Below are 15,470 nucleotides of genomic sequence, written 5' to 3'. Positions count from 1 at the left end.
AGGCTTGCTTCGCTGCGGCCGAAGTAATTCGGCCGCGGCCGCTCCGCTTCGCCAAGAACTGCTGGCCGGCCCAACGTGCAATGCGCCCGCCAGGGCGGCACCACCCCATAGCCCATGGAACTTCTTTGATGCTTGTAAATAACCAATCCAAAACCAAGATGAAAGCCATTGGTTTTCCACGTCCCTGCGCGACTCTTCAACGACTGGCCATGCGGCAGGCCCGGGGCGGGTTGTGAGTCGCATTGAGCGCGCAAGCGGTCAGCAGGGAGCAAACCGCCCCGGGCCTGCCGCATGCGAAAACCGCCACGCAACAAGGCACCGGAATTTGACTTTGCCCGGGATCAGACATAGTTTTTGGGTGTGGAAACCAGCAATCACATACTGATGATGACAAAAATCAGAAAGGAGAGGCAACAATGGCAAAGGATATTTTCCCGCTGCCCTTTGAGATCCCGGACATGCACTACGGACATGAATCCCACCTTTGCGTGGCCAGTGCCGTGGGGTTTGTGAAAAACAATACAGAAGACTACAAGAAATATGTCCGCGACCCGCAGTTTGTCTGCAAAAATTGCGGCCGTGCGGCAAACAGCGCAGAATACCTCTGCGAGCCTGAAAAACTGTAATTTTCTGTCACCCAAATTCAGCGTTTCAAATAAAAAAAACCGGCTGGCACAGCAAATGCTGCACCAGCCGGTTTTATTTCTTTTTCCGCAAAAAATTCCGCGGCAGAAACTAGAGTTCCTGGACTTTTTCCGTGAGTTCGGGAATGAACTCCAGGATATCGGCTTCCACACCCACGTCTGCCACCTGGAAAATCGGGGCCTTGGGGTTTTTGTTCACGGCAATGATAAAGGGATTGCCCTTGATGCCGCCCATGTGCTGAAAGGAACCGCTGATGCCCATGGCCATGTAAACCTTGGGTTTTACGGTCTTTCCGGAAGTTCCCACCTGACGGGCTTTTTCCAGCCACTTGGCGTCCACGATGGGCCGGGAACAGGACACGTCTGCGCCCATGGCCTCGGCGAGTTCAAACACGATCTCGAGATTGTCTTCATCCTCGATGCCGCGGCCAACCGATACCAGCACATCCGACTTGGTGATATCGACTTCTCCGGCCTCTGCTTCCAGAACCTCGACAAACTTGCGTTTGGCCGAAACATCGCCGATTTCACCGGACTTGTCCACCACTTCACCGGCCTGGCCTTCGGCGGCCTGGAAAACCCCGGGCCGGACATTGATCACAGCACCCGCGGAAATGTCGCAATCCACATGAGCGCTGACCTGGCCGGAAAATTCCTGGCGGATGAGCTTCATGGTGCTTCCCTCTACACCTTCGATATCCACCACGTCAGAGGCAAAGGCCGAATCGAGCTTGATGGAAAGCCCGGGACCCAGGTCCATGCCGAATGTATCATGGGCCATTAAAACAATGGCGTCTGCGGGCAGGGTGTTGATCAGTGCTTTGCGCACCACTTCCGCGTTGGGATAGGAAAGCGCTTCGTTGTCCATTTTCCATACGGTTTTATAGGACTCGGCGGCCTTGCTGCAAGCACTGTCAATACCGCTGCCGGTGACAATAGCGGTCACATCAGCATTGGCATCGATTTTTTTGGCTGCTGCCAGCAGTTCCAGGGCCGTATCATCCAACGCACCGTCTGAATGCAGAATATAGGCAAAAATCTGGGCCATTACTTTATCCCTCCTTTGGACTTTAAGAGTTCAATGAGTTTGTCGATGATCTCTTCGGTGCTGCCTTCAAGCATTTCAGCGCCTTCGCCCATCTCCGGCACGAAGTAGTCGATGCGCTTGACCCTGGCTGCGCCCTCGCCCACGGAACCGGCATCCAGTCCCAGATCAGAGGCTCCCATGGTGGGAATATCCACTGAGGCCACCTTGCGAATGCCGCGGATACCCACGTAACGGGGTTCATTGATACCCGTCTGGATTGAAAGCACGCAGGGAAGCTCGATCTCGTTGACTTCCTGGTTGCCGCCCTCGATTTCCCGGCCGACCTTGAGCTTGCCATCGCCGGGCTCAATCATGTTAACCAGGGATGCATAGGGATAGTCGAGCATGGCTGCCAGCATCCCGCCCACCTGGGCATAGCCTTCATCCGCCTGGGCGCCGGTAAGAATCAGATCGTAATTGCCTTTTTCCACGGCACCCTTCAGAATCGCGGCAATGCCCCGGCCGTCTGAACCCTCAAAGGCGTCATCGTCGAGCAGAATGCCTTTTTCAGCGCCCATGGCCATTTCCCGGCGCAGGACTTCCTCGGACTCCTCATCGCCCACGGTGATCACGGTCACGGAACCGCCGTGCTCGTCAACGAGCTGGATGGCTTCCTCCACTGCATAATTGTCCCATTCATTTACCGAGTAAACCAGATCGTCTCTTTCAATGTCGTTTCCATCGCTGTTGATCTCGATCTCGTTTTCCGCGGTATCAGGAACGCGTTTGACACACACCAAAATTTCCATATGTTCCTCCCTACCTTGTTCGTTAGACTCCGCTATTTATTTAATCCATAAGCGGCTGCCGTCCCGGGCCCGACCTCCCGAAGGCAGCCATGACACCTGAATTTCTCCTACTGCATGTGCATGGCAACCAGTTCGCACAGATCAATGGCTTCCAGCTGGCCTTCGAGTCCGGCCACCTTGATGCCGTCTTCAATGTTGGTCAGGCAGAAGGGGCATGCCGTGACAATCACGCTTGCGCCGGCATCCCGGGCCATTCTCACCCGGCGCACGCCCATGCGCTCATCTTCTTCCGGTTCATAAAACAGCATCAGGCCGCCGCCGCCGCAGCAGAAGGAGCGATCCCGGCTTCTTTCCATTTCCACCCGCCGCAGGCCGGCAATGGCATCCAGCACCGCCCTGGGTTCATCATAGATATCATTGTGCCGCCCCAGATAACAGGGATCATGATAGACAAAGGTCTTGCCTGCCAGATCCTCGGACAGGCTGCCGAGCTTTATCTGACCGTTTCGGATACTGCGCAGCAGAAAATGGACAATATGCTCCACAGGCGGCAGGTCATTGCTGTTATAATCGTTTTTCATGACATTGTAGGCATGCGGGTCTGCGGTGACAATCTGTCTGGCCCCGGCATTGACAATGGCGTCGATATTTTGATTCTTCAATTCCTGAAACAGCATTTCCTCGCCAAAGCGGCGGACCTCGTTTCCGGCATCTTTTTCCGCCTTGCCCAGCACGCCGAAATTCACACCGGCCTTGTGCAGGATCTGCGCCGTTGCCCGGGCCACGGCCTGCATGCGTTCGTCAAAAGAGGTCACGCTGTCGACAAAATACAGGGTGTCCGCAGTGGCACCTTTTTTCTCAAGGACATTGACCTCAAATTCATCTGCCAGTTCCTTGGTCCACTCGGCGCGCTTTTTTTCCATCTTGCCGTAGGGATTGCCCCGTTTTTCCAAAGACTGCAGGGGTTTTTGCAGGGACTGGGGAACATTGCCCTCATCGACCATGCCCCGGCGCAAGTCCACGATCTTGTTGATATACTCGATGCCGATGGGACATTCCTGCTCGCAGGCGCCGCAGGTGGTACACGACCAGATTTCGTCCTCGGAATAAACCTTTCCCATGATATTGGCATCGGTTTTGATGAAATCGCCCCGGAGGGGGTAATGCTCAAATGCGTAATCCCGGCCTTTCAGGGAGATAAAACGGGGCGAAAGCGGACGGCCCACGGCATTTGCCGGGCAGTTGTCCGAACATCGGCCGCAGTCGGCGCATGTATAGAAATCCAGGATGTCCTTCCAGGTGAAATCCTCGTATCGCTTGACGCCAAAGGATTCCAGGGAATCGAGATCCTCGTCTTTGACCCCGTATTTCACAGGCCGGATATTGCCGCGCTCCAGGCGCATGAAGTAAACATTGAAAATCGATGTGAGCACGTGGAAATGCTTGCCCAGGGGCAAAAAGCACAGAAAGGTGAAAAACACGATGTCATGGATGTAATAGGAAATCACATGGGCGCCCTGAAGGGTTTGCTGGGAGGCGTTGAGCAGCATGTTTTTAAACAGCCACCCCAGCGTCACCGGGGCCAGGAAACCCGGATCAACGCCTGCCTGGACCTGGGCGGCCACCTCAGCGGCTTCAAACAGACTCTCGGTAACCATCAGGGTGGCAATAAAGCCCAGCACCAACAGCGCCTCCCAGGTATGATCCTCACCATAGGATTCAGGATAGGCATAGCGCTCGGGCTTGAAATACACCCGCCGGACAAATGCGGCCACCACTGCGATAAACACGGCCGTGGCCGCGTAATCCTTGAGCAGATAATAAATGTCGCCCACCCAGGTATTGAGCCCGGGAAACACGAAATCCGCGGATATTCCCTTGATCACAAGTTCCGTGGATCGAACCGAGAGAATGAGAAATCCGAAAAAAATCACGATATGAATCACGCCCGCTGTCATGTACCGGGGATGCTTCCACTGGGCCAGCCAGATCTTGAGCACATTGAGAATCCGGTCTTTGGGCCGGTCAAATCGAAAGTCGGGCTTTGCCTTGACAATGGGCGCCAGGCGCTTGGCAACAATATAGGCAAACAGGGCAACCGCAACAATGGGGATCAGCACGGAGAAAATCACCGTGGGGATCCCGAAAAATGTATAGGCTGCTGGTGAAATCAGCACATGTTCCATGATTTGCCGCTTGCTCCTTTCATCTTATGATTTCGAGCATTTGCTTATTATTATAGCAGCAGGTGTCTGCTCCATAAGCCATTTGATATATTATAGATGAGCATTCATCAATAATTAATTAACGAGTTGGAGTCAAGAAAAATTTCCCTGCGTCAAAAGCAGGGGGGCTTGTCGCCTCAAAGCCCCCCTGCTTTTGTGCCTGCATTTCTAAACAAAATGGTTTTGGTATGACCGTTTCCGGGCCCTACCCGTTAAAGGAGGCCTCATCAATCTCCACTGCCGCGCCGTCAGTTGCGAGAATGGCCTGAATTTTGCCCAGGGTGGTTGGCAGCACAGTGTTGCAGAAAAACTGAGCGCTCTTGATCTGACCTTCGTAGAAGGCCACATCTTTTTTCTTTGCTTTTTCCAGGGCTTTTTCTGCAATAGAGGCACGCCACAGCAGCATCCATGCCATACACACATCCCCGCACACATCCATGAACGGATAAGCATAGGCAAATGCGTCCAGGATTTTCTCAGACATTGCGCTTTTGCCCAGGTGCATGGCCGCCTCGCCCAGCTTGTTCAATGCCTGTTCCAGGGTTTCGGCATGGGGCTGGACTTTTTCCAGACCCTTGGCAGTGTTGATGGTGGCGGTAATTTCACCCATGAGATCCATGACCAGCTTGCCTTTTTTCATGCCGAGCTTGCGGCCCATCAGGTCCATGGCCTGGATGCCGTTGGTGCCCTCATAGATCATGGTGATCCGGCAGTCGCGCACCAACTGCTCCTGGGGGTATTCCTTGGTATAGCCGTAGCCGCCGTATACCTGCATGCCCAGATTGCACACGTCATAGGCGCGATCGGTGACATAGCCCTTGGCAATGGGAATCAGGAGATCCACCAGACCCTTGTATTTTTCCTTTTCCTCCTCGCTGTCAACCACGTCGGCCATGTCCTCACACCAGCCCACGTAATAAAGCAGGCTGCGCATGCCTTCAACATAGGATTTCATGGTCATGAGCATGCGCCGCACATCCGGATGCTGAATAATGGCGACCGCAGGGGCATCATTTTCCAGCATCTTGGTGAGGTGCCGGCCCTGGATGCGTTCCTTTGCATAATTCACCGAGTTGATATAAGAGGCCGTGGAACAGGCAAAACCCTGCATGCCCACCAGCAGGCGCGCTTCGTTCATCATCAGGAACATCGCGCGCATGCCCTTGTTTTCCTCGCCCAGCAGTTCACCCACGCATTCGCCCTTATCCCCCAAGCTCAGGGTACAGGTGGCGTTTCCGTGAATGCCCATTTTCTCTTCGATGCCCACGCAATTGACATCATTGAACTGATCCAGGCTGCCGTCTTCACTGACCCGGTACTTGGGCACCAGAAACAGGGAAATGCCCTTGGTGCCGGCAGGAGCGCCCTCAATGCGGGCCAGCACGGGATGGACAATGTTTTCCGCCAGGTCATGCTCACCGCTGGAGATAAAAATCTTCTGGCCTTCAATCTTGTAGGTGCCGTCGCCCTGGGGAATGGCCTTGGTTTCCAGGCGGCCCACGTCAGAGCCGGCCACCGGCTCGGTCAACAGCATGGTACCGGTCCATTTGCCGGTATACATATTTTTGAGAAAAAGATTTTTCTGACGGTCCGTGCCAAAGGTCTCCACCAGGCGGCCGGCGCCGTGGGTGAGACCGGCATACATCATAAAAGCATAGTTGGCGCCGTTGAAATACTCGGCCGCGGCCATGGAAACGCTTCTGGGCATGCCCTGGCCGCCCCAGTCGGGATCTTCGGTCATGGCCACCCATTCGCCTTCCTTGAGCAGTTCAAAGGGGCGCTTGAAAATCTCAGGGGTGGTCACCTTGCCCTTTTCAAACACACATCCCTTTTCATCACCCTCCTGGCGTGTGGGCAGGATTTCCTTTACAGCAAGATTGCGGGCCTCGTTGATCACCAGATCAACGGTTTTTTTGTTGAACTCCGCATATTTTTCCTTCTTGCTCAGCTCTCCGACATTCAATTGCTCATGCAGGACAAAATCCATGTCCCGGCGATCCGAAATTTGTTGTGCCATCTGTTTTCTCCCTTTTGTTAATAACGTATTAATTCGTATTTGCCGGCAAACCGGCAATGCGGTTTTCCCTGCACATGATCTGCGGCATCAGCAGCCTCGGTATTACGGCATTTCGGGATTGCTCCGGGTGCCGATGCCGTCAAAATAAAAATCCACCAGCGGATCAGCCATTTTCACCATGTCCTTTTCCCCGCCGGTGACCACCCAGGTATTGATCACCTCGTTGACCGCCCCGAGAATAAAGCGCTTTGCCAGCCCCAGGGGCAGCTGCTTGCGAATGGTGCCTTCCGCCTGGCCAAGGCGGATGATCTCAGTTAAAATATCCATGTACATCCGGGTGACCTCGATGATGTATTCATCCTTGACATACCTGGCCAGCAGGGCTTCGCGCTGGAAGACCACGGCCATGTTCCGGTCACGCTGAAACTCGCTTAAATGAAGCCGAATCAGGTTTCTCAGCTTTTCTTCGGCACTGTCGGCTTGATCCACCACCTGGCGGAATCGGTCAAACACCTGTCGGCTGCGGTAGCTGAAAAAATTCGACAGAATATCGGCTTTGTTTTTGAAATACAGGTATATGGTCCCGTCGGCCACGCCGGCTTCCCTGGCCACCTGGGATATGGTGGCCTGATGAAAGCCCTGTTCGGCAAACACCTTTATTGCCGCATCCAGAATAAGATGGTATTTGGAGTTGATGGCCCCGGTTCTTGCTTGTTCCCTGTCCATGTCCGCCTTTGTTTTGACTCAGTGAATTGAATGAGCACTCATTCAGTGAATGAAGCTTCATTCATTATCAAAGCAAAAACAAACCTGTCAAGGAAAATTCTTTTGCGGAAATTGCGATTCCAGGTCAGACAGACAAAAATCAGGACGGTTATTCCTTGATGGCACCGTAAAAATTCTGATTTCAGATGGCGCTGTAAACAGTTCAAGATCAAGGCTTGCGCCATTTCGAAGAATGCAGCGTAGTTACCCGTACGTGAAATTCTGAGAAATTGCGCGTAACGCAGATAATGGACTTTTACGGGGCCATCATTCCTTTACCCGTTCCACGTACTGGCCTGTTCGGGTATCGATGCGCAGTTTCTGGCCTTCTTCCACAAACGGGGGGACCTGCACGGTCAGTCCGGTTTCCAGTTCAGCCGGCTTATAGCTGCCCGAAGCTGTATCCCCCTTGACCCAGGGATCAGAGCGCACCACCCGCAGTTCGATGAAATTGGGCAGGGAAAGCCCGATGGGCCGGCCCTGGAAAAACAAGACGTCGCAGACCGTGTTTTCCTTTAAAAACTTCACCGAATCACCGAGCTGCTCAGCTGACATGGAATCCTGCTCAAAGGTGGAGGTGTTCATGAAGTGATAATGATCGCCGTCCGTGTACAGGTATTCCATTTCCTGCTCCTCGAGATCGGCCTTGTTGATTTTTTCCCCGGACCGGTAGGTTTTGTCAAACTGAACCCCGGTGATCATGTTTTTGAGCTTGCATTTATAAAGGGCCTGGCCCTTTCCCGGCTTGACAAATTCAAAATCCACGATCTCATAGGGATCGCCGTCGATTTCAATTTTCAGCCCCTTGCGCAGGTCTCCGCTTTCATACATAACTGTTTCTCTCCTATTTAAAAAAATAACTTTTTGATTTTACCTAATACTTAATCACTTAAAACTTAACACTGCCTGTAAAAAATACTTTTTATAGGCTTATCAAGATTAGCTGTTACATACCGGATTGAGCGGCGGCTTTCCTGGCTTTTGCCACAAACCGGGCAACTTTTTCCGGGTCCTTGGAAAAACGGATGGGCCTTCCGGATGCGTCCCGGGCATTGGTCAGGGTGCAGCTGTCCACCCCGGCCGGAGCAATGGCTTTAACCGCATCGCCGACATTGTCCGGCGACAGCCCTCCGGCGGCAATCACCGGAATGGCGCTCTGGGCAGCCAGACGCGCAGCCGTATCCCAGTCGCAAATGCTGCCGGTGATGCCCACATACCCGTTTTCCGGCTGATGCTGCAGGGCATTGTTTTCCAGCAGCAGGGTGTCGGTAAGAAAAAAATCCGATAATGGCTCAAAATGCCTGGCCAGTTCCAGAACCGGCAAATCCCCGCCCATGCCCGGAGGCGGTACAGGGATGGAACGGATGACGGCAATCTGGGGGAAACGCTGCTTTACCGTGGCCTGCATGGACATCAGCCGCCCGCACCAGGGTTCCCAGCCTTCAGGAGCGTCGAGCACCGTGTGACAGAAATGGATCATGTCCGGCTGATAATAATCAAGGGCCGCGCTGATGGCATCCATATCATCAAACAGCGGAATCAGGCTGCTTTTGGCCCCTGCAGCGGCCACCTCCTGAATGGTCTGCCAAAGCTGCGGCTGTTTCCAGTCATCTGCGGCCGTGAGAACCGAACCAATATGATCCACCCCAAGGGCCGCCATTGCTTCAGCTTCCCGGGGTGTCTGGATTTCATATATCTGAATAATCAACCAAAAGCTCCGTTTTGCGCATGAATAGAAAAAATAGCGTTGACATTTGCGGGTTGCTTTAACATATTCATTTTGTTTAAGCAAATGGTTTGCGCGGATGCCGCAGCCCTTTTTCCGCCGGATCAGCCAACAAAAACTTCCGATTTGAGGCACAAATGATAGTTGTCATTGATTTTGGCTCTCAGTACAATCAGCTGATTGCAAGACGCGTGCGGGAACAGAAAGTCTACTGCCAGATTGAACCCCCGGATATTGAAATCAAGCAACTGCAAGACCTGAATCCCGAGGGCATCATTCTTTCCGGAGGACCGGCCAGCATATATGAAAAAAACAGCCCAAAAGTATCAGAGGCCATTTTTGATCTCGGCATCCCTGTACTCGGCATTTGCTATGGCATGCAGTTTATGGTTCACGCTCTGGGCGGAAACGTTTCAAAAGCACACAAAAGGGAATACGGTTTTGCCCGGCTCCGGATTCAAAACCCGGACCCTCTGATGGAAGGCATCGAAGAATCCGCCCGGTGCTGGATGAGCCACGGAGACGCCATCACCGAGCTCCCCGAAGGTTTTGTCACCACTGCGGTGACAGAAAACACGGCCATGGCCGCCGTGGCCGATTATAAACGGCAATTTTACGGTCTGCAGTTTCATCCGGAAGTTGAGCACACCCCCGGGGGCAAACAGATGCTCAAAAATTTCCTGTTTTCCGTTTGCGGATGCACAGCCGGCTGGACCATGAAGAGCTTTGCAAAAAATGCAGTGGCTGAAATCCGGAACGCAGTGGGTGACAAGCAGGTCATTCTGGGGTTGAGCGGCGGCGTGGACTCATCTGTGGCGGCCATGCTCATCCACCAGGCCATCGGCAGGCAGCTCACCTGTATTTTTGTGGACAACGGGCTGCTGCGGCAGGATGAAGGGGCCCGCCTGAAAAAACTCTTCGGCCAGCATCTGAAAATGAACATTGACTATGTCAATGCCGGCAAGCAGTTTACAGACGCGCTCAAGGGGGTTACAGATCCGGAAAAAAAACGCAAGATCATCGGCAAAGTCTTCATGGACGTGTTTGAAGCAGAGGCCCGCAAAATCAAGGATGCAGAATTTCTGGCCCAGGGCACCCTTTATCCGGACATCATCGAATCCCAATCCGCTTTCGGGGGACCCACTTCCATTATCAAGTCCCACCACAACGTGGGCGGTCTGCCCAAAAAAATGAAGCTCAAACTCATCGAGCCCTTGAAATTTCTTTTCAAGGATGAAGTCCGCAAACTCGGCAAAACCCTGGGACTGCCAGAGGAACTGGTCTGGCGCCAGCCTTTTCCCGGTCCCGGCCTGGCCATACGGATCATCGGCGAAGTCACCCGCAAACGTTTGAGCGTGCTTCGAAAGGTGGATGCCATCCTGCTCGAAGAAATCCGGGCCGCGGGCTATTACAAAAAGGTCTGGCAATCCTTTGCGGTGCTGCTGCCCATCAAAAGCGTGGGCGTCATGGGCGATAAACGCACCTATGAAAACATCGTGGCCCTGCGTGCGGTAACCAGCGTGGACGCCATGACAGCCGACTGGGCCAAACTGCCCCACAAGCTGCTGGGCACCATCTCCAACCGGATCATCAACGAGGTCAACGGGGTGAACCGGGTGGTCTATGACATCAGTTCCAAACCCCCCAGCACAATCGAATGGGAGTAGGAAGAATATGGAAGAACAGGATCCAAAAGGCTTTAAAATCGATTTTACAGAAGATGAAATCGACTCGCGGACAAAAAAAAGCGCCGCGCCGCCCAAAAAAAAGCCAGCCTCTGCCCCGGGTCTCAAGGCCGGCATTCTTTTTCTTCTGCTTTTCGGGCTGCTGGCCGGCCTCCTGTTTTTCGGTTATTTTATTCTCGACGACAGAATCCGGCAAATTGAGGCCCAACAGGACCGCCAATCCCGGCAGGTGGAAGAAAACATCGAAGAGATGGTGGAGCAGCGTTTCTCCGCCCTCTCGGATCTGGTCAGCGAACCCACCCGACAGCTCAAGGCCCGGGTGCTGGAACTGGAAAAACAGGTAAAGAGCCTGTCTTCAGCCAACTCCCAACTTGAAAAAACCCTTGCCGAATTGCGCCGGGAAACGAAAAACAGGATCGCCGGAGTGGAAAAGCAGGTGTCCGCCCGGGAAAAAGCCGCACAATCCAAAATCAACGATCTGGAGTCCCGGATTACTGCGGAGCTGGAAAAGCTCCGTGAAACCACCACCGCCCTGGAACAAACCCTTGGCAAAGCCGGGAAACTCGGCCCGCGCATCAATGAAGCAGAAGAGCGCATTGCCGCGTTCAGCGACCGGTTGGCCAACCTGAAAGAAAAAATCAATGCCGTGCAAAAACAAGCCCAGGCAGGAGCCGATACAGCTGAGCTGGAAAAAACACTGAACCGCAAAATAAACGAAAATACAGCCGGATTGCGCAAACAAATCAAGGACTTGCAGCAACAGATCCAGTCTTTGGAAGCCATTGTCCGAACCCTGGAACGAGTACAGACCTCCGGGAAAAATACCGGTTCCGGCGCAGGGGAAATGATTGAACAGGAGCTGCAGTAGCCGCCCATGAACAACGATACCTTAAAACGTCTTCTCCGGGCCGTGGCCAGCGGGCAGACCTCAGTGGCCTCGGCCGCCGATTCCCTGCAGCATGTTTTCGTGGAAGACATTGAATACGCGCATGTGGATCATCACCGGACCCTGAGAAAGGGGTTTCCGGAAGTCATTTTCGGCCAGGGCAAGACCGCAGAGCAAATCGCCGGGATCATGGAGAAAATGAATGCACAGGACGACAGAGTGCTGGTCACCCGGCTCTCTGAACAAAAGGCCGCTCATATTCAGGCACTTTTTCCGCAGTCTGTGTATCATGCTGATGCCCGGGTTCTGCTCCTGGAAAAAACCCCGCCCCCCATCTGCGGCAGGGGCCCGGTTCTGGTCATGTCAGCGGGCACCTCGGATATACCGGTTGCCAAAGAGGCCTCCCTGACCGCCCGGGCCATGGGAAACGAAGTTGAAACGGTCTATGATGTGGGCGTAGCCGGCATCCACAGGCTGTTTTCCCACAAAGAATCCATTGAACGCGCATCTGTGCTGGTTGTGGCAGCCGGCATGGAAGGCGCCCTGCCAAGTGTGGTGGCCGGCCTGGTCAACCGGCCCGTGATCGCAGTGCCCACAAGCGTGGGCTACGGCACCAGCCTGGGCGGCATGACCGCCCTGTTTGCCATGTTAAACGCCTGCAGCTCCAACGTGGCTGTGGTCAACATTGACAACGGATTTGGCGCCGGGTACATGGCCGCCATGATCAACCGCCCGTAAACCCTTGCCCAGTGCTTACGACGGGCTTTTACACTCGTAATCCGGCTGCTGGGGCCGGGAAACCGTTGCCGGGGACTGCTCGCCGTCTTTTGCCGCCACCAGAGCAATCAGGGTATGGCCCGGAGAAAGGCTCACGGATGCATCCAGGGTCACGGGTATGACCAGCCCCTTGCTGTCAATGACAAACAAGGGAATGTCAGTGTTGTCATAATACCTTGAAAAATCTTCGTATTTGAAGGTCTCCGTGAGTTTTACGGTTTTGACAATCCCGTTGCCCAGCATCCGGCCGTAAAGATAAGAAAAGCTCGCCCGCTTATCATACAGATAGCGTCCCCGCAAATGGCCCGGCAGCACTTCTTCGGCATGCACCTGCTCAACATCGGGCGGCAGCTGAAAGACTTCCATGTGATCAAAAATCTTGCGGTAATGCAGCACGGCCAGGGCGTTTAACTCATCATTGGGCGACAGGGCCAGCAACCGGCCGATGCCGCAGAGCCGGATATTGTCTGTAAACACGTTGGTCAACCGGCAGGGCAGCCCGGCCATGCGCGCGGCCTTGATGTTGGCCTGATGGTTGTCCACCAGCAGAATACGGCAGCCCGCATCATGAAGCGCAATGCCGATTTTTCTGGCAAGCAGGTGGGCACCCACGATGAGAAACCCGCTCGGCCGAGGCTCTGCGATTTTTAATATTCTTGCCAGGGGCGATGCCAGGGCACTGTAAAAAAATACCGTGACAATGATGACAAAAAAAGTCAACGGCACAAGCCGATCGGCCATGGGATACCCGCTTTGGGACAGCCGCAGTGCGAAAATCGAAGACACAGCCGCAGCCACAATCCCGCGCGGTGCCATAAAAGCCATAAACAGCTTTTCCCGGATATGGAGCCTGGAACCCATGGCCGACAGCATCACCGCAGCCGGCCGGACCAGGACAATGAGCAAAACAATAAAGACCACGGATCCCGGATCAATGACCGTCAGGTCGGAGATCCGCAGCCTTGCTGTCAGAATGATAAACAACAGCGATATAATCAAAACCCGCAGGTCTTCCTTAAACTCGATGATATCGCGCAGAGCCACGGATTTCTGGTTGCCCAGCACAATTCCCATGACTGTTACCGCCAGCAGGCCGGATTCCTCGGCAATGAAATTGGAAAAGGTGAAAACTGTAATCACAAGGGCAAGAGAAAAGGGATTTTGCAAAAAGTCGGGAATCCAGAACCTGCGAATCATGCGGATCAAAAAATAAGCGCCGGCCAGGCCCAGCACGGCTCCGGCAGCAATCATCCGGATCATGCCCAGCAGAAAAATGGTGGTGCCGGCAGCAGGGCTTGAAGTGGTGACAATCACCTCAAAGACCAAAACGGCCAGAAGGGCGCCGATGGGATCGATGAGGATGCTTTCCCACTCCAGGGTGGCATCGGTATTGTGGGGCAGGCGCACGTGCCGCAGCAGGGGGCCGATGACCGTGGGCCCGCTGACCACAATGATGGCGCCCAGCAGCACGCTTAGCATCAAAGGGAGGTCCAGAAACAAAACCGCCAGGATGCTTCCGCTCACCCAGGTCACCAGCACGCCCACGGTAATGAGGTTGCGCACCACATCCCCGGTGTATTTCAGCTCCTCGAGCCGCAGGTTGATCCCGCCTTCAAACAGAATAACGGCCACGCCCAAAGACACAAACACAGGCAGCATATCCCCAAACAGGGCGTCCGGATCCATCAGCCCGGTCGCAGGCCCGGCCAGCAGACCGAAGACCAGCAGGAGCATAATCGAGGGCAGCTGAAGCCGCCAGGCCAGCCACTGGGCCAGCACGCCGAGAAAAAGCAGAAGAGTAACGCCAGCCATGAGTTCCACGAACCATTACCTCCGGACAATATTGCCAATCATGGATCAGATACCTAGTATAAACACGAAACCATCCCGGTTCACATTGTTATTTGCCGGCCGGCTCAACACTCCGGGCTTTTTCTTTCATAAAGCGCGAAATCAGCAGATCCGAATGCCGGACGCTTTGCTTGAGCCATTGCAGGCGCAGGTCCTGTTTTTCTTCTTCTGCAAGCCCCCAATTGATCTCCGAGGCCCGGAGACGGTGCACAAGCTCGTAAAACACAAGGGCAGCGGACACGGAAATATTGAAACTCTCCGTAAATCCATACATGGGAATGCGCAAAAATTCATCCGCGTTGTCCATCAAAACATCAGAAAGACCTTCGAGTTCGGTGCCGAAAAAAAGGGCGGATTTTCCGGCATAAAGGTTAAAATCCGGCAGGGAAACGTCGCGGCTGTGGGGTGTGGTGGCAACGATCCGGTAGCCGCGCATCCGCAGGGCGGATACCGCAGCAAGGGTGTTGTGGGCAAGGCGATTGTGACGGATCAGGCTCAGCCACTTGGAGGCACCAAGGGCCACATCCGGATTGACCCGGTATTCATACTCATTTTCGATAATATGGGCGTCCTGGATGCCGAAACAATCCATACTGCGCAGCACGGCACTGGCATTGTGGCCCTGAAAGACATTTTCCAGGGCAACGGCCAGATACCGGGTGCGATTTGCCAGGACCCGCTCAAAAGTATCCAAGCGCCTTTGGGTCGCAAAGCCGGACAGATACACAATTAACTGGTTTTTGAAGTTTTGATCCACAGCCTTGGATGTCCGCCGAAGATTGCAGGTATAACCGCCTAAATCCGAAGCACGAAGCCCGAAATCCGAAGCAATCTCGAATCAACAGAACCAAAATTTTTCAAAACAGGGTAACCCGTCACAGATCGGGTTTTAGACATTCAATATTCGGATTTCGGATTTTTTTCGAATTTCGAGTTTCGGCTTTCGTGCTGTTGGTCCGCTGTTTCACCCGATAATGTCACAAAAAAGCCCCGATGTCCAGTATTGGGGCATCGGGGCTTTTATGAAAAAAAATCCGGCGGCGTCCTACTCTCCCACA

At 53.9% G+C, this 15,470-nt stretch carries 13 protein-coding genes; 4 read left to right on the top strand and 9 right to left on the bottom strand.

Annotation, left to right across the window (positions count from 1 at the left end; genetic code table 11):
• Positions 1–416 precede the first annotated feature (416 nt).
• The gene (locus tag HNR65_RS17635) at positions 417–626 is read left to right on the top strand and encodes a hypothetical protein (RefSeq protein ID WP_181552853.1); all 210 of its coding nucleotides are present in this window, start codon (positions 417–419) and stop codon (positions 624–626) included.
• 109 nt (positions 627–735) lie between these two features.
• Here the strand turns inward: HNR65_RS17635 and HNR65_RS17630 are convergent, their stop codons facing one another.
• The 7 genes from HNR65_RS17630 to HNR65_RS17600 all read right to left on the bottom strand — a co-directional run bounded on the left by HNR65_RS17630 (position 736) and on the right by HNR65_RS17600 (position 9,195).
• Positions 736–1,692 (bottom strand): electron transfer flavoprotein subunit alpha/FixB family protein, encoded by a 957-nt coding sequence (locus HNR65_RS17630; protein WP_181552852.1) that lies wholly within the window; start codon positions 1,690–1,692, stop codon positions 736–738.
• Entirely contained in the window at positions 1,692–2,480 is a 789-nt protein-coding gene (locus tag HNR65_RS17625; RefSeq protein ID WP_181552851.1) for an electron transfer flavoprotein subunit beta/FixA family protein, read from the bottom strand. The genes HNR65_RS17630 and HNR65_RS17625 overlap by 1 nt, the downstream gene beginning before the upstream one ends.
• A 107-nt stretch (positions 2,481–2,587) precedes the next feature.
• Positions 2,588–4,666 carry a (Fe-S)-binding protein gene (locus HNR65_RS17620; RefSeq protein WP_181552850.1) on the bottom strand — a complete coding sequence of 693 codons (2,079 nt, stop codon included), beginning with the start codon at positions 4,664–4,666 and terminating at the stop codon, positions 2,588–2,590.
• Between the two features lie 244 nt (positions 4,667–4,910).
• Entirely contained in the window at positions 4,911–6,722 is a 1,812-nt protein-coding gene (locus tag HNR65_RS17615) for an acyl-CoA dehydrogenase (protein WP_181552849.1), read from the bottom strand.
• Between the two features lie 102 nt (positions 6,723–6,824).
• Positions 6,825–7,448 carry a TetR/AcrR family transcriptional regulator gene (locus HNR65_RS17610; protein ID WP_181552848.1) on the bottom strand — a complete coding sequence of 208 codons (624 nt, stop codon included), beginning with the start codon at positions 7,446–7,448 and terminating at the stop codon, positions 6,825–6,827.
• Between the two features lie 306 nt (positions 7,449–7,754).
• Positions 7,755–8,318: an elongation factor P gene (efp, locus tag HNR65_RS17605; RefSeq protein WP_181552847.1), complete on the bottom strand. Its 564-nt coding sequence runs from the start codon at positions 8,316–8,318 to the stop codon at positions 7,755–7,757.
• Positions 8,319–8,433: 115 nt separating this feature from the next.
• A complete protein-coding gene (locus tag HNR65_RS17600; RefSeq protein ID WP_181552846.1) occupies positions 8,434–9,195 on the bottom strand; it encodes a phosphoribosylanthranilate isomerase in 762 nt (253 codons plus the stop codon).
• Positions 9,196–9,350: 155 nt separating this feature from the next.
• Between HNR65_RS17600 and guaA the strand changes: the two genes are divergently transcribed.
• Genes guaA through larB form a run of 3 tightly spaced genes read left to right on the top strand, consistent with a single transcriptional unit; the run spans position 9,351 to position 12,522 of the window.
• The gene (gene guaA, locus HNR65_RS17595; RefSeq protein ID WP_181552845.1) at positions 9,351–10,880 is read left to right on the top strand and encodes a glutamine-hydrolyzing GMP synthase; all 1,530 of its coding nucleotides are present in this window, start codon (positions 9,351–9,353) and stop codon (positions 10,878–10,880) included.
• A gap of 7 nt (positions 10,881–10,887) precedes the next feature.
• The gene (locus HNR65_RS17590; RefSeq protein ID WP_181552844.1) at positions 10,888–11,766 is read left to right on the top strand and encodes a coiled-coil domain-containing protein; all 879 of its coding nucleotides are present in this window, start codon (positions 10,888–10,890) and stop codon (positions 11,764–11,766) included.
• Between the two features lie 6 nt (positions 11,767–11,772).
• Entirely contained in the window at positions 11,773–12,522 is a 750-nt protein-coding gene (gene larB, locus HNR65_RS17585) for a nickel pincer cofactor biosynthesis protein LarB (RefSeq protein ID WP_181552843.1), read from the top strand.
• A 15-nt stretch (positions 12,523–12,537) separates the two neighbouring features.
• On the opposite strand, the gene HNR65_RS17580 is transcribed toward larB, so the two are convergent.
• Positions 12,538–14,373, bottom strand: a complete 1,836-nt coding sequence (locus tag HNR65_RS17580; RefSeq protein ID WP_232364835.1) for a cation:proton antiporter — start codon at positions 14,371–14,373, stop codon at positions 12,538–12,540.
• Positions 14,374–14,461: 88 nt separating this feature from the next.
• Complete coding sequence (locus HNR65_RS17575) at positions 14,462–15,106, bottom strand: TrmH family RNA methyltransferase (RefSeq protein ID WP_220128447.1); 645 nt, start codon at positions 15,104–15,106, stop codon at positions 14,462–14,464.
• Positions 15,107–15,470 lie beyond the last annotated feature (364 nt).

It is taken from the genome of Desulfosalsimonas propionicica (genome assembly GCF_013761005.1).
In the GTDB taxonomy this organism is placed as follows: Bacteria; Desulfobacterota; Desulfobacteria; order Desulfobacterales; family Desulfosalsimonadaceae; genus Desulfosalsimonas; species Desulfosalsimonas propionicica.
This window is presented reverse-complemented; position numbering and strand designations above follow the sequence as displayed.

Coding starts and splice junctions, on each gene's coding strand:
- HNR65_RS17635 (WP_181552853.1), top strand. CDS start 417: ATGGCAAAGGATATTTTCCCGCTGCCCTTTGAGATCCCGGACATGCAC.
- HNR65_RS17630 (WP_181552852.1), bottom strand. CDS start 1,692: ATGGCCCAGATTTTTGCCTATATTCTGCATTCAGACGGTGCGTTGGAT.
- HNR65_RS17625 (WP_181552851.1), bottom strand. CDS start 2,480: ATGGAAATTTTGGTGTGTGTCAAACGCGTTCCTGATACCGCGGAAAAC.
- HNR65_RS17620 (WP_181552850.1), bottom strand. CDS start 4,666: ATGGAACATGTGCTGATTTCACCAGCAGCCTATACATTTTTCGGGATC.
- HNR65_RS17615 (WP_181552849.1), bottom strand. CDS start 6,722: ATGGCACAACAAATTTCGGATCGCCGGGACATGGATTTTGTCCTGCAT.
- HNR65_RS17610 (WP_181552848.1), bottom strand. CDS start 7,448: ATGGACAGGGAACAAGCAAGAACCGGGGCCATCAACTCCAAATACCAT.
- efp (WP_181552847.1), bottom strand. CDS start 8,318: ATGTATGAAAGCGGAGACCTGCGCAAGGGGCTGAAAATTGAAATCGAC.
- guaA (WP_181552845.1), top strand. CDS start 9,351: ATGATAGTTGTCATTGATTTTGGCTCTCAGTACAATCAGCTGATTGCA.
- HNR65_RS17590 (WP_181552844.1), top strand. CDS start 10,888: ATGGAAGAACAGGATCCAAAAGGCTTTAAAATCGATTTTACAGAAGAT.
- larB (WP_181552843.1), top strand. CDS start 11,773: ATGAACAACGATACCTTAAAACGTCTTCTCCGGGCCGTGGCCAGCGGG.
- HNR65_RS17580 (WP_232364835.1), bottom strand. CDS start 14,373: ATGGCTGGCGTTACTCTTCTGCTTTTTCTCGGCGTGCTGGCCCAGTGG.